The organism is Streptomyces sp. CT34 (assembly GCF_000805335.1).
GTDB lineage: Bacteria > Actinomycetota > Actinomycetes > Streptomycetales > Streptomycetaceae > Streptomyces.
In genome coordinates this window covers 3,265,313-3,279,562 of record NZ_KN708638.1, presented here as the reverse complement: position 1 = coordinate 3,279,562, position 14,250 = coordinate 3,265,313, and the positions used below count along the sequence as shown (strand labels likewise).

Here is a 14,250-nt window from a genome sequence, read left to right as displayed (position 1 = left end):
GCAGGGCAGGGCCGGCGGCGCCCCCGCCGAGGCCGGGGATCACGGGAGCCGACGGTGCGGCGGGCCGGGCGTACGGCCGGTCGCTGCCGCTGACGACGACATCGATGCCGACGGCCCGGATGACCGCGTCCACCGCACGCGTCCCGTACGAGGACGTCTCGTAGAACGCGTCGCGGTCCACCCGGCCGCGGTCCCGGCCGCCGCGCGCCACCAGCCGCTCACCGTGCAGCGGAGCCAGCCCGGCGAGCGCGGCGAAGCAGACCCGCAGCCCCGGATGGCGCGGCCGGCCGAAGGCGCGGAAGGCGAACCATGCGGCGTGCAGCTGCTGGACGTACGGGACGAGGGCGGGCCACCAGGGAGGTGCGCCCGCGGGGGCCGGCGGCGCCGCGCCGGGGTGGACGAACAGCGGCCTGTCCAGCGCGGCGGCGGCGTCCAGCAGCGGGGCGCAGCGCGCCCAGCCCGCGGCGTCGAGCAGTGCGGTGGCCGGGAGCTGCAACCCGGCGCAGCCGCGGGCCAGTTCGCGGCGCACCGACCCGGGGTCCGGCTCTGGGGCGGACAGGCAGGGGGAGGCCCAGACGCCGAACGGGGCGGGCAGGTCCAGCGCACCGTCGTGGAAGGCGGCGAGCAGCGGCCCGGCCTCCTCGGGCGGCAGGTACTCGATGCCGAGCGGGCTGGAGAGCGACACCAGGGCCAGATCGAGGCCGTCGGCGCGGGCGAGCCGGGTACGGGCGGCGATGTCGTGGTCGGCCGGGTCGACGGCGTACGGCGGCTCGCCGGGCAGGTGCAGCGTCCAGCCGTCCAGCCGCGGCGGCGTGCTGCGGGCGCGCAGCAGGGCCACGAACTCGGGCGGCCAGATGTGCTGGTGGACGTCGGCGGGCACGGGCCCTCCCTCGGGGCCGGGCGGGGCGAGATCGGGACCGGGGGTCCATCACCAGGGACCCGACCCCTGCCGGATCACTGACCGCTGGACCACTTCCGGACCGCTGCCGGATCGCTGCCCGGTCACTACTTAACCGATTCACTGATGCGTTTAAGTGAAGCGATTAACCGGAGGCGCTGTCAAGGGCGCACGCGGTGCGAGTCGCCCCCCTTGGGTAGGCTTCCGGACATGGCCAGGCCCAACAAGCGCACCACCCTCCGCGAGGTGGCCGAGGCCACCGGCCTCTCCACCGCCGCCGTCTCCTACGCGCTGCGCGGCAAGCACGTCTCCAAGGAGACCGAGGAGCGGGTGCGCAAGGCCGCCGCCGAACTCGGTTACGAGGCCGACCCGATCGCCCGCGCCCTCGTCAGCGGCCGGACCAGCACGGTCGGTGTGCTGGCCGGCGACCTCCAGGACCTGTGGCAGCAGCAGCTGATGGCGGCCATAGGGCGCGAGCTGCTGGCCGGCGACCGCTATGCGCTGATCCTCGACGCCGGCGGCGACCCGGAGCGCGAACTGGCGCTCGCCAAGCAGCTGCGCGACCAGCGCGTCGACGGCCTGCTGGTCTCCCCCGTCGACCCGTCCGCCGAGGGCTGGGCGAAGATCGCCGAGGCGGTGCCGGTGGTCTCCATCGGCGACGCGCTCAGCCAGGCCCGTACGGCGGGGGAGGTGCTCTTCGACAACCGCGCCGGCATCGACGCCGTACTGGACTACCTCCGCGGTCTGGGCCACCGCCGGGTCACCGTGCTGACCCCCACCGGCCCCTCCACCCCCGACCGCCCCGCCGACGTCTATGTGCGCGAGGCGGCCGACCGGCTGGGCATCGACGTCCAGGTCGTGCCCTGCGCCCAGGAGCTGGGCGAGGCGACCGGCGTCGCCCGGCGGGTGCTGACCAACAGCCCGGCCGGCCGCCGCCGGACCGGCGCCGCCGGCCTCGCCCCGCCCACCGCCGTCTTCTGCTTCTCCGACTCCATCGCGTACGGCGTCTACGCAGCCGCCGCCGAGGCCGAACTGGCCGTCGGCCGCGACATCTCCGTCGTCGGCTTCGACGACCACCCGGTCTCCCGGGTCCTCACCCCGCCGCTGACCACCGTCGACTGGGGGCTGACCGAGATCGCCAAGGAAGCCGCCCGGCTGGCGGTGGCCGCCATCGAGGGCCGCCGGGTCCGCCGCAAGCGGATCCTGTGCGCCCCGCGCCTCTCGGAGCGGGGCTCGGCCCTGCGGGCGCCGGACGGCGTCTGACGGCGTCGGGCGGCGTCTGGCGGCGTCTGCGGCGTCCAGGAACTTTTGGGACCTGTGGGAACTGTCGGCAACCGTCCGACGGGTCGGGCCACGGCTGCCGGAGCACCGGGCCGCCGCGGCGTGCGGCACCGCCCGCGGCCTCCACGGCACCGGTCGCGCGGTGCGGGGCGGGGGAGGAGACCGGTGCCCGGCCCTCCGGTAGCGTGCGGCCCGTATGCCGGCGGCCGGCAGACGGGCGGAATGGCGGGGTCCTCATGAAGCAGTCCACGACGAGCGCGCACGGCACCGCGGCGGACCGGGACGCGGCGCCGGACGGTGCGCAACGGCAGGCGGTGCCGGGGGAGTTGGCGGACCGGCTGGAGGCGCACCGCACGGAGTTGACCGGCTATTGCTACCGGATGCTCGGGTCCGCGTTCGAGGCCGAGGACGCCGTACAGGAGACCATGGTGCGGGCCTGGCGCGGCTACGCCCGGTTCGAGGGCCGGGCGTCGCTGCGGTCCTGGCTGTACCGGATCGCCACCAACGTCTGCCTGGACCTGCTCAAGGGCAGCCGGCGGCGGGCCCGTCCGATGGATCTCGCGTCCCCGTCGGGTGTGGACGCACCGGTGGGGACCGGTCTGCCCGAGACGACCTGGATCGGGCCGGTGCCGGACGAGCGGGTGCTGGCCCGGGCCGGGGACCCGGCGGACACCGCGGTCGCCCGGGAGTTGGTCCGGCTGGCGTTCGTCTCCGCGCTCCAGCGGCTGGCGCCCCGGCAGCGGGCGGTGCTGATCCTGCGGGAGGTGCTCAGCTGGTCGGCGAGCGAGGTCGCGGAGCTGCTGGGCAGCTCGGTCGCCTCGGTCAACAGCGCGCTCCAGCGGGCCCGCGCCACCCTGGCCGCGTCCGGCGACACCGCCGGCGCCCCGGCGGAACCGCTGGACGCGGCGCAGCAGGAGCTGCTGAAGCGCTATGTGGACGCCTTCGAGCGCTTCGACATGGCGGCGCTGACGGCCGTACTGCACGAGGACTCCACGCTCTCCATGCCCCCGTACGCGCTGTGGCTGCGCGGCCGGGCGGACGTCATCGGGTGGATGCTGGGGCCGGGCTGCGGCTGCGCGGGGTCGCGCCTGGTGCCGCTGTCCGCGAACGGGATGCCGGCCTTCGGGCAGTACCGCGCTGACGGCACGCCCTGGGCGATCCAGGTCATCGAGTGCGCCGGCGGGCGGATCACCGCACTCAACTCCTTCCTGGACACCGAGCGGCTGTTCCCGCTGTTCGGGCTGCCGATGCGGTACGGGGAGTACGAGGAGAAGTGCGGGGAGGAATACGAGGGGCGCGAGGGCTGACGGCTCCCGCCGCCACGGCGGCCCGCCCGGAGCCGCGGACCGCGTCCCCTTGCCCTGTCTGCATAATGTCATGCAGAGTCATAGGTGAGTGAATACCGGTCGGTGGGTGGGGGTGCGGCGCGGGCGGCACCGCCCGTGGCGATGCCCCGTCCCACGCCTGTCCCTTCCGCCACCGTATCCGCTCACGGTATTCGCTCACCGTACGGAACGAGGCGGCCGGCTCACGTCCGCGAACGGCGCTGCACAAGGGAGTTGAGCACCGTGGATTCCCCCGTGCCGGACACCGGCAGGCGCATCACGCTCGACGGCAGCGGGCTGCGCACCGCCGACGTCGCCGCCCTCGCCGAGCGCGCCGCCCGCCCCGCCGCCCCGGACCCGGAGGCCCTCGCCCGTGCCGAGGAGTCCTGGCGGCCCGCCCGCCGGCTCGCCGCCACCGGCCGGGTCTACGGCCGCAGCACCGGTGTCGGCGCCAACCGCACCGAGGACGTCGGGGCCGCCGACGCCGCACACGGACTGCGCCTGCTGCGCAGCCACGCCGGCGCCATCGGCGACCCGCTGCCCGGCCGCGAGGTCCGCGCCATGCTCGCGGTCCGCGCCAACCAGCTGCTGGCGGGCGGCGCCGGCCTCAACCCCGCCGTCATCACCTCCCTGCTCGCCGCCCTGGACGCCGGCGCGTACCCCGTCGTCAACGAACACGGCGCGGTCGGCACCGGCGACCTCGCCGCCCTCGCCCAGACCGGTCTCGCGCTCGCCGGCGAACACCCCTGGCGCTGTGCCCCCGGCGGCCACCCGCCCGCCGCCCTCCCACTCGACAACAACGACGCACTGGCCCTGATCAGCAGCAACGCCCTCACCCTCGGCCAGTCCGCGCTCGCCCTCGACGAACTGCGCCGCCTGCTGGCCGCCGCGCTCCCCGTCGCCGCGCTCTCCCTCCTCGCCGTCGGCGGCTCCTACGAAGCGTTCGCCGAGCCCGTCGTGCGCGCCCGACCGCACCCCGGCTCGGCCGCCGCCGCGGCCCGTATCCGCGCCCTGTCCGGCGTCCCCGCCCGCCCCGCACCGCCACTGGGCCGCATCCAGGACCCGTACGGCTTCCGCTGCCTCCCGCAGATCCACGGCCCGGCCCTGGACGCCGCCGAGGCGCTCGACGCGGTGCTCACCGTCGAACTGAACGCCGCCGCCGAGAACCCCCTGATCAGCGTCGAGGACCGGGCCGCCTACCACCACGGCAACTTCTACGCCGCGCACCCCGCGCTCGCCCTGGACGCCTTCCGGCTGGCCGTCCTGCAGACCGCCCGGCTCTCCACCGCCCGGCTCGCCGCGCTCTCCGAACCGGACCTCACCCGGCTGCGCCCCTTCCTGGGCGACGCGGCCCCCGCCAGCTCGGGCGTCATGATCCTCGAATACGCCGCCGGCGCCGCGCTCGGCGAGCTGCGGGCGGTCTGCCACCCGGCCTCCCTCGGCGACGCCGTCCTCTCCCGGGGCGTCGAGGAGCAGGCCAGCTTCGCCTCCCTGGCCGCCCGCCAGACCCTGCGCGCCTGCCGCCCCTACCGGCATGTCCTGGCCTGCGAACTCGTGGCCGCCGTACGGGCGTTGCGGCTGCGGTCGCTGGAGCCCGAGCCGGACGTCCCGCTGGCCGCCGCCTTCCGGATCGCCGCCCGGGCCCTCGACGCCCGGATGGCGGACCGCCCGCTGACGGAGGACGTGGCGGCGGCCGGGGCGCTGCTGGACCGGCTGGCGGCGGTCTGAGGGGGTGGCGGGATGAGGCGGGCGGTGGCACGCGGGCCGACGCGTCCCGGGCGGGCGCCGTACGGGGTGCGGGCGGTGCGCCCGGCCACGGCGGGCGGCGGCGCGCGGTCCGTCCGCGGGGTGCGGTCCGGGCCTTCCGGATCCCGTGCCCGCAGGAGGCCGGATCCGGCCCCCGGCGCGGAGCCGGCACCGGCTCGGGCCGGGAATTACGTACAGTCGGTCGACACACGACAAGGCCCCGGCCGGGGCGGGAAGAAGAGGCGATGAGCGGGGACAACGGTGGCCGCACCGCCGCGGCCGACGAGAGGCGTACGGGTCCGGCGCCGGCCGGCACGGCACCAGCGGTGCGTCCCGGTGCGGCCGGCGACGCGGAGCGGGACGCACCCGCCGACGCCACCGCCGCCACCACCACCGGCACCGCCGCCCGCCTCCAGCGGCTCTTCGAGGGGCACCGGCTGACGCCCACCCAGCGCCGGATCGCACACTGCATGGTGCGGCGGGCCGCCGACGCGCCGTTCCTCTCCAGCGTGGAACTCGCCGAACTGGCCGGGGTCAGCCAGCCGTCCGTCACCCGCTTCGCGGTCGCCCTCGGCTTCGACGGCTACCCGGCGCTCCGCCGGCACCTGCGCGATGTCGCCCCCGCCGAGAAGCCCGGCGACACCGGCGCGTACAACGAGTACCAGCAGGCCGTTCAGGAGGAGATCGACAACCTCCGGCACCTCTCCGACGCCCTCGCCGACCCCGGGCCGGTGATCGAGGCCGGCCGGCTCCTCGCGGCCTCCCGCCCGCTGCCGGTCCTCGGGCTGCGCGCCGCCACCGCCCAGGCAGCCGGCTTCGCCTACTTCGCCCGCAAGGTCCACCCCGACGTCCGGCTCCTGGACGAGGGCGGCACCATGCTCACCGACCGCATCGACGCCGCGGTACGCGCCGGCGCCACCGCCCTGATCTGCTTCGCGCTGCCCCGCCACCCCCGCGAGGTCGTCGACGCGCTGGAGTACGCCCGTTCCGCCGGCCTGACGGTCGTCACCGTCGCCGACAGCGCCTTCGCCCCCGTCGCCCACCACACCGACCTGCTCCTGCCGACGCCGGTCGGCACCGGCCTGGCCTTCGACACGGCCTGTGCCCCCATGCTCCTGGGCCGCGTCCTCCTGGAGGCCATGTGCGACGCCCTCCCGGACGCCCAGGCCCGCCTGGAGGAGTTCGACGCGACGGCGGCGGAGCGGGGCCTGTTCGTGGAGTGAGCGGTGTGAGGAGCATGAGGGGTGTGAGGAGCGTGAGGGGTGTGAGCGGGGTGAGCCGCGGGGGCGGTGCCGGCCGGGCCGGCTGTCGTCACCCCAGCCCGAGCCTCCGCAGCTCGTTCGCCTGCGCGCCGCCGCTCTCCGCGGTGATCTCTTCGAGGGTCTGCGGGGTGCGGACCGTGGCGAAGCGGACGCTGCCGTCGGGGGCGGTCGCATAGCCGTACACGCCCGGCCGGGGCAGGGAGTTGTAGGCGAAGTGGGTGGAGAAGTAGTAGGCGCCGGTGTCCAGGAGGGCGGCGTGGTCGCCGGACTCCAGGAGCGGGAGCGGGCGGTTCTCGGCGACCAGGTCGCCGGCGAAGCAGCACGGTCCCGCGATGTCCTGCGGCACCGGGGCGCCCGTCTTGGGGCGGCCGGCGGCGTCGTAGGCGGCGACCCGGAGCGGCCAGGACTCGGGGGCGAAGACGGTACGGGTGGCGACCTGGGCGCCGGCGTGGGTCAGGGCGATCGGGCGCCCGCCGGCCCACTTCGCGTACTCGACGCGGGCCAGGACCGTGCCGTGCTTCGCCAGCAGTGAGCGGCCGAACTCGGTGACCAGGCCGTAGCGCCCGGAGAACAGCCCGGGGACCGCCGAGCGGAGGACGGCGGCGTAGTCGCGGTAGGTCGGGGAGACGGCGTCCGACGAGAAGTTGACGGGCAGGCCGCCGCCGATGTCGAGGGTGGTGATCTGCGCCCGGCCGGCCTTCTCGTTGACCTCCTCGGCGAGTTCGTACAGCGCCCGTACGCCCTCGGCCATCCGCTCCAGCGGCATGCCCTGGGAGCCGACGTGGCCGTGCAGCCGGGTCAGCCACGGGCGGTCGAGGAAGGCCCGGACGATCCAGTCCCGGGCGCCCGCGTCCCGCAGCGGGACGCCGAACTTGGAGGTGTCGGTGGCGGTGCTCATCGCGCCGATGGCGCCGCCGCCGAGCTGCGGATTGATCCGCAGCCCGATCGGCGCGGTGGACGGGGCCGAGGCCATCATCCGGTCGATACGGGCCAGTTCCTCGTGGTTGTCGACATTGACCGCGATGCCCAGGGCGAGCGCCTCCCGCAGCTCGGCGAGGGTCTTGGCAGGAGAGTCCAGGACCGTGTGCCGGGCCGGGACACCGGCGGCCCGGGCCAGCGCCAGCTCGCCGGGGCTGGCCACCTCGCAGCCGAGCCCCTCCTGCGCGAGCAGTCTGAGTACCGGCACGAGCGAGGCGGCCTTCACCGCGAAGGCGTGCAGGACCGGGGCGCCGGGGGCGGTGAACTCCTCGAAGGCGGAGCGGAGTTCGGCGGCCGATCTGCGGATCCCGGGGATGTCGAGGAAACCGGCCACCGGCTGCCCCGGGCTCACCAGCCCCTGCGCAATGGCTGCCTGAACGGCACGGTCTCGGTCCGTGAGGGTCATGCCTCAACTTCATCATCCGGCGGGGCCCTCGTGCCACGGACGAACGGGGTGGTCGGGACGTTTCCGGTGTCGATGCTGTGTCGATCTTGTGCGCTGATCGTGGCGCCGCGGATCTTGTGCGTCGATCGTGGCGCCGGGATCGTGCCGGACGGCTCCCGTACCGGGGCCGTGCCGCGCCGCCGGGGATGGGGCGGCACGGCACGGTGCACCAGGCGGTGCCGGGGCGTGCCCCGGCACCGCAGCTGTCCGGGGCGGCTCCCGGTCCGCCGTTCCCCGGCCGCCGGGGCCTTTCCGGTGGGGCAGGGGCGGGGCCGTGCCGGGCGTCGAGGTCCCGACCCTGCCCCACCGGTCAGGCCCTATGCCGCCGGAGCGCCGCTGAGCCGTGCCTTGTCCTGGCGCGCCGTCAGCCGGGAGCCGGACTCGCGGCGGGCGGCGCGGCGCAGCAGCGGGACGGCGAGCAGGAAGCCCGCGACGGCCCAGCCGGCCAGCACCAGGGCGACCGTGGGCAGCTGCCAGGAGCCGGACAGCTCCGCGGCCCGCGCGGCATCCGGCAGCAGGGCCGAGCGCACGCCCTGCGCCATCCACCGGAGCGGGAAGACCGACGCCACGTTCTGCACCACAACCGGCAGCTGGCTGATCGGGAACATGGCCCCCGAGGTCACCAGCAGCGCCATCGCGGGCAGCATGATCATCGCCAGCGCCTCGCGGGCGTTGGGCAGTACGGCGCCGATGGCCGCGCCCAGCGGCACGACGGCGAGCAGGCCGAGGGCGGTGACCCATATCAGCGTCAGCCAGCCGCCGGGGCTGTGCGGCAGCGGCCCGTTCACGAACAGCGCGGCGGCGCCCAGCAGGATGGCGATGATGCCCACCGCCATGGCGACGATCAGCACCGACTTGGCGACGAGATAGGCCGGTATGCCGCCGGGCGTGGCCCGCAGCCGCAGCAGGGTGCCCTCGTCGCGCTCGGTCACCAGGATCTGCGGGAGGTTGATCAGCCCCACCTGGAACAGCAGATAGGCGGCGAACCCGGCGATCGTCAGATGCGCGGCGGGGATGTGGGTGCCGGGCAGGTCGTCATGGATGAAGGAGGCGACCATCAGGGCGACCACCACATTGCTGAGGTAGCTGACGAACTCCTTGCGGTTGCGCAGGAGATGACGCACCTCGATACCGCCGCGCCGCAGCCCCGCCTGCCACGAGCGAAGCCGCCGGCCACGGGCGCGGCCCGTCGCACCGGCACCGCCCCCTACGGCCCTGCCCTGCATGATCCTGTCCTGCGTGGTCCTGTCCTGCGCGGCCCTGCTCTGCGCGGTCCTGTCCTGCACCGCTGTCCTGTCCGTCTCGCTCATGCGGCTCGTTCCTCCCCCGTCCCGGCGCCCGTCAGGGCCGTGTTGTCGGCGGTTCCGGCGTTTCGGCCGGTCCCGGTGTCTGCGGCGCTCCGGTCGCCGGTGGTGCCGGCGGCGTGCTCGTGCACCATGTGCAGATAGGTGTCCTCCAGCGTCGGCCGGCGGACCTCCAGGTCGGCGATCGGGCCGTCGGCCTCGCGGTGCAGCTCCCAGACCAGCCGGGAGGGATCCGCGGTGCGCTCGCGGCGCGGGGCGCCGTCCGCCGCAGTCCAGCGGACCTCCGCCTGGGCGGCGGCCCGCCGGGCGAGCTCGGTCGGTGTGCCGCAGACCCGGATCCGGCCGTTGACCAGCATCGCTATGCGGTCGGCGAGCCGCTCGGCCTCGGCCAGGTCATGGGTGGTCAGCAGGACGGTGACGCCCTCGTCGCGCGCCAGCCGCTCGACCAGATCGTGGAACTCGCGGCGCGCCTCGGGGTCGAAGCCGGTGGTGGGCTCGTCCAGGAAGAGCAACTCGGGGCGGCCGACGATGCCGAGCGCGACGTCGACGCGCCGCCGCTGGCCGCCGGACAGCTGGTCGACCCGGTGGCCGGCCCGGTGGGTGAGGCCGACCAGCTCCAGCAGCTCCTCCGGGTCGCGCGGATCGGGGTAGTACGTCGCGAAGTGCCGCAGCAGCTCGGCGACCTGCCAGCGGCGGTGGTCGCGCCACGACTGGAGCACCAGGCCGATCCGGCCGCGCCAGGCGTCGTCGGCGTGCTTCGGGTCTTCGCCGAGGACCCGGACCTCGCCGCCGGAGCGCTGCCGGAAGCCCTCCAGGATCTCGACCGTGGTGGTCTTCCCGGCGCCGTTGGGGCCGAGCAGGGCGAAGACCTCCCCGCGGTGGATGTCCAGGTCGACGCCCTTGAGCACCTCGGTGCTGCCGTACGACATCCGCACGTCCCGTGCGGAGACGACCGGTTGGCCGGATCCGGCGGGTGTGGTGGGGGTGCTGGTCATGGTGCCGGTCATCGGCTCGCCTCCGCGTGCTGCTGTTCGGGTGCCGTCTGCTGCGCCGCCGCGGGGCCCGCGCCCTCGACGATGGCGCGGAGAGCGGCGACATGGCCTTCGAAGGCGGTGCGCCCGCGGGCCGTCAGCCGTACTTTGGTGCGGCGTTTGCGCCCGCCGCCCTCCTTCCGGATCTCCAGATACTCGGCCTCCTCCAGGGTGTGCAGCTGCTTGGAGAGCGCGGAGTCGCTGAGCGAGAGGCTGTCGCGGATGAACGGGAAGTCGGCCCATTCCGTGGCGGCCAGCAGGGCCACCACCGACAACCGGGTGGAGGGATGGATCAGTTCGTCGAAGCCCGTGGGGGTGCTCAAAGGCCCGCCTCCTCGTGAATGGCTTGTGTGGCGTGGCCGCGCAGCGCACGTTTGCGGAGCGGGCTGACCGCCCAGCGGTTCGCCGGTCCCGTGAAGAGGACGAACGCGGCGGCTGCGGCGGTGGCCGTGATCAGGCTGGGACAAGGCAGGGCGAAGGTGTCCGCCAGGTGGTCGGAGAGCAGGATCGTGCCGCCGGTGACGACCATGCCCGCGACGAACGTGGCGTAGGAGCGCCAGCTGTACCGGGAGCGGTGCAGCCGCATCCGGGCGCGGCGGCTGTAGACGACGGCCAGCCCGCCCAGGATGCCGACATAGGCGGCGAGCGTCAGCCACAGGCCCCACCCCGGGAGCTTGAGCCCCATGGTGGCGAGGAAGACCCACATGATCGCGGCCGTGAGGTAGGTCGCCTTGGGGTCGCCGTGTGCGGACCGCTCGATCTCGTCGTACACCCGCTCCTGCGGTACCCGGATCCGCTGGAGATCCTGCCAGGCCCGCTCGGCATCCACCGTGGTGGTCATGCCATCGCCTCCCCGAAGACGTTGCTGGACCGCCGGGGCGCACTGGACCGGATCAGGCCGGACCGCCCCCGCGTTTACTTGCCTACTGGGAAAGTTATCACCGGCTTTCCCGGCGGGCAAGTCGAAATGGCCCGTCCTGCCCTGTTGACTAGCACTATTCAGCGAAGTCAGGATGTGAATAGCTCAATCCATTCGATGTCAGGGAGGCACGGCCCATGTCGGGACCGCGACCCGTGCGGGCACCGCGCGGTACGGAGCTGAGTGCTCGGGGATGGCAGCAGGAAGCCGCGCTGCGGATGCTCCAGAACAACCTCGACCCGGAGGTGGCCGAGCACCCGGACCAGCTCGTCGTCTACGGCGGCACCGGCAAGGCCGCCCGCGACTGGCGCTCGTTCGACGCGATGGTGCGCACCCTGACCACGCTCAAGCAGGACGAGACGATGCTCGTCCAGTCCGGCAAGCCGGTCGGCGTGATGCAGACGCACGAATGGGCGCCGCGGGTGCTGATCGCCAACTCCAACCTCGTCGGCGACTGGGCCAACTGGGACGAGTTCCGCCGCCTGGAGGCCCTCGGTCTGACCATGTACGGCCAGATGACGGCCGGTTCGTGGATCTACATCGGGACGCAGGGCATCCTCCAGGGCACCTACGAGACGTTCGCGGCGGTCGCGGCCAAGAAGTACGGCGGATCGCTGGCCGGGACCATCACCCTCACCGCCGGGCTCGGCGGCATGGGCGGCGCCCAGCCGCTCGCCGTCACCATGAACGACGGCGTCGCGATCTGCATCGACTGCGACCCCCGCGCCATCGAGCGCCGTATCGAGCACCGCTACCTGGACGTGAAGGCCGACGGCCTCCAGCACGCCCTCCAGCTCGCCGTCGAGGCCCGCGACCGGCGCGAGCCGCTCTCCATCGGCCTGCTCGGCAACGCCGCGGAACTCCTCCCGCAGATGCTCGCCGAGGGCGCCCCGATCGACATCGTCACCGACCAGACCAGCGCCCACGACCCGCTCGCCTACCTGCCCGTCGGCATCGACTTCGCCGACATGGCGGCCTACGCGGCCGAGAAGCCCGCCGACTTCACCCAGCGCGCCCGCGAGTCGATGGCCCGGCACGTCGAGGCCATGGTCGGCTTCATGGACGCCGGCGCCGAGGTCTTCGACTACGGCAACTCCATCCGCGGCGAGGCCCAACTCGCCGGATACCAGCGCGCGTTCGCCTTCCCCGGCTTCGTCCCCGCCTACATCAGGCCGCTCTTCGCCGAGGGCAAGGGGCCGTTCCGCTGGGCCGCGCTCTCCGGCGACCCGGCCGACATCGCGGCCACCGACCGCGCCATCCTCGACCTCTTCCCGGAGAACGAGTCGCTGGCCCGCTGGATCACGCTGGCGGGGGAGCGGGTCCACTTCCAGGGCCTGCCCGCCCGGATCTGCTGGCTCGGCTACGGGGAACGCGACAAGGCCGGCGAGCGGTTCAACGAGATGGTCGCCGACGGCACCCTGAAGGCGCCGCTGGCCATCGGCCGCGACCACCTCGACTGCGGCTCCGTCGCCTCCCCCTACCGCGAGACAGAGGCCATGAAGGACGGCTCGGACGCGATCGCCGACTGGCCGCTGCTCAACGCCATGGTCAACGTCGCCTCCGGCGCCTCCTGGGTCTCGCTGCACCACGGCGGCGGCGTCGGCATGGGCCGCTCGATCCACGCCGGACAGGTCACGGTCGCCGACGGCACGCCGCTGGCCGGCGAGAAGATCCGCCGGGTGCTCACCAACGACCCCGGCATGGGCGTCATCCGGCACGTCGACGCGGGCTACGAGCGCGCCGAAGAGGTGGCCGCCGAGCGCGGCGTCCGGATCCCGATGCGCGAGGGCGAGGGCGCGTGAGCTCCTCGTTCCACGAGATGTGGGAGGAGCTGCGGCCCATCGGCCGCGACTCCTCCTCCGGGGGCTACCGGCGCTTCGCCTGGACCGGCGCGGACACCGACTGCCGGGCGTGGTTCCGGGCGCAGGCCGAGGCCCGCGGGCTCGCCTACGAACTGGACCGCAACGGCAACCAGTGGGCCTGGCTCGGCGCCACCACCTCGCGGGACGTGGCCCCCGGCGAGGCCGTCGTCACCGGCTCGCACCTGGACTCCGTACCGGACGGCGGCGCCTTCGACGGCCCGCTGGGCGTCGTCTCCTCCTTCGCCGCACTCGACGAACTCCGGCGGCGGGGAGCGGAGTTCGGCAAGCCGCTGGCCATCGTCAACTTCGGCGACGAGGAAGGCGCCCGCTTCGGCCTGGCCTGCGTCGGCTCCCGGCTCGCCGCCGGGGCGCTGACCACCGAGGCCGCGCACCGGCTGCGCGACGGCGACGGCGTCACCCTCCCGCAGGCCATGGAGCGCGCCGGATACGACCCCGAGGCCATCGGCCCGGACCCGGAACGGCTCGCCGCCATCGGCGCGTTCGTCGAACTCCACGTCGAGCAGGGCCGCGCCCTGGCTCTGTACGACAGCGGCTCCGCCGCGGGTTCGGGCGCCCCGGTCGGCATCGCCTCCGCTATCTGGCCGCACGGCCGCTGGCGGTTCGACTTCCGCGGCGAGGCCAACCACGCCGGCACCACACGGCTGGCAGACCGCCGCGATCCGATGCTCTCCTACGCCGCGACCGTGCTCGCCGCCCGCGAACAGGCCCGGATGGCCGGTGCCCTGGCCACCTTCGGGAAGATCAGCGTCGAGCCGAACGGCGTCAACGCCATCCCCTCGCTGGTCCGGGGCTGGCTGGACGCCCGCGCCGCCGGCCAGGACACCCTGGACACCGTGATCGACGGCATCGAGCAGGCCGCCGCCGAACGCGCCGCCCGCGACGGCGTCGAGCTGAGCGTCGTACGGGAATCCTTCACCCCGGTCGTGGAGTTCCAGCACGCCCTGCGGGACGAACTGGGCGCGATCCTCGGCAAGCGGGCCGAGCGGCCGGTGCCCGTCCTCGGTACCGGCGCCGGCCATGACGCCGGTATTTTGTCCGGAACCGTCCCCACGGCCATGCTGTTCGTCCGCAACCCCACCGGCGTCTCGCACTCGCCCGCCGAAGCGGCGACCGAGGACGACTGCGTCGCCGGGGTCACCGCACTCGCCGACGTACTGGAGGGGCTGGCGTGCCGCTGA

At 74.5% G+C, this 14,250-nt stretch carries 12 protein-coding genes; 6 read left to right on the top strand and 6 right to left on the bottom strand.

Features of this window, described 5'->3' with window-relative positions:
• On the bottom strand, positions 1–880 hold an 880-nt coding region (locus RZ84_RS14260; RefSeq protein WP_241777704.1), incomplete at its 3' end, for an amidohydrolase.
• Between the two features lie 228 nt (positions 881–1,108).
• On the opposite strand from RZ84_RS14260, the gene RZ84_RS14255 reads away from it, so the two are divergent.
• The 4 genes from RZ84_RS14255 to RZ84_RS14240 all read left to right on the top strand — a co-directional run bounded on the left by RZ84_RS14255 (position 1,109) and on the right by RZ84_RS14240 (position 6,473).
• Entirely contained in the window at positions 1,109–2,161 is a 1,053-nt protein-coding gene (locus RZ84_RS14255; protein WP_043264636.1) for a LacI family DNA-binding transcriptional regulator, read from the top strand.
• Between the two features lie 254 nt (positions 2,162–2,415).
• Complete coding sequence (locus RZ84_RS14250; protein WP_052229938.1) at positions 2,416–3,486, top strand: sigma-70 family RNA polymerase sigma factor; 1,071 nt, start codon at positions 2,416–2,418, stop codon at positions 3,484–3,486.
• Between the two features lie 261 nt (positions 3,487–3,747).
• The gene (locus RZ84_RS14245; protein WP_043264635.1) at positions 3,748–5,232 is read left to right on the top strand and encodes an aromatic amino acid lyase; all 1,485 of its coding nucleotides are present in this window, start codon (positions 3,748–3,750) and stop codon (positions 5,230–5,232) included.
• Positions 5,233–5,495: 263 nt separating this feature from the next.
• Positions 5,496–6,473, top strand: coding sequence for a MurR/RpiR family transcriptional regulator (locus RZ84_RS14240; protein ID WP_241777703.1), 978 nt, complete (start codon positions 5,496–5,498; stop codon positions 6,471–6,473).
• A gap of 88 nt (positions 6,474–6,561) precedes the next feature.
• Here RZ84_RS14240 and RZ84_RS14235 read toward each other — a convergent pair whose 3' ends face one another.
• From RZ84_RS14235 to RZ84_RS14215, 5 genes are all read right to left on the bottom strand, one after another.
• Positions 6,562–7,896 (bottom strand): type III PLP-dependent enzyme domain-containing protein, encoded by a 1,335-nt coding sequence (locus RZ84_RS14235; RefSeq protein ID WP_043264634.1) that lies wholly within the window; start codon positions 7,894–7,896, stop codon positions 6,562–6,564.
• Positions 7,897–8,252: 356 nt separating this feature from the next.
• Positions 8,253–9,161, bottom strand: coding sequence for an ABC transporter permease (locus RZ84_RS14230; protein ID WP_078894632.1), 909 nt, complete (start codon positions 9,159–9,161; stop codon positions 8,253–8,255).
• An 80-nt stretch (positions 9,162–9,241) separates the two neighbouring features.
• Positions 9,242–10,234 carry an ABC transporter ATP-binding protein gene (locus RZ84_RS14225; RefSeq protein WP_052230482.1) on the bottom strand — a complete coding sequence of 331 codons (993 nt, stop codon included), beginning with the start codon at positions 10,232–10,234 and terminating at the stop codon, positions 9,242–9,244.
• An 8-nt stretch (positions 10,235–10,242) separates the two neighbouring features.
• Positions 10,243–10,593, bottom strand: a complete 351-nt coding sequence (locus tag RZ84_RS14220) for a transcriptional regulator (protein WP_043264632.1) — start codon at positions 10,591–10,593, stop codon at positions 10,243–10,245.
• Complete coding sequence (locus tag RZ84_RS14215) at positions 10,590–11,111, bottom strand: hypothetical protein (protein WP_052229936.1); 522 nt, start codon at positions 11,109–11,111, stop codon at positions 10,590–10,592. The genes RZ84_RS14220 and RZ84_RS14215 overlap by 4 nt, the downstream gene beginning before the upstream one ends.
• 215 nt (positions 11,112–11,326) lie before the next feature.
• Between RZ84_RS14215 and hutU the strand changes: the two genes are divergently transcribed.
• Complete coding sequence (gene hutU, locus RZ84_RS14210; RefSeq protein WP_078893752.1) at positions 11,327–12,991, top strand: urocanate hydratase; 1,665 nt, start codon at positions 11,327–11,329, stop codon at positions 12,989–12,991.
• Between the two features lie 17 nt (positions 12,992–13,008).
• Positions 13,009–14,250: an allantoate amidohydrolase gene (locus RZ84_RS14205; RefSeq protein WP_241778053.1), complete on the top strand. Its 1,242-nt coding sequence runs from the start codon at positions 13,009–13,011 to the stop codon at positions 14,248–14,250.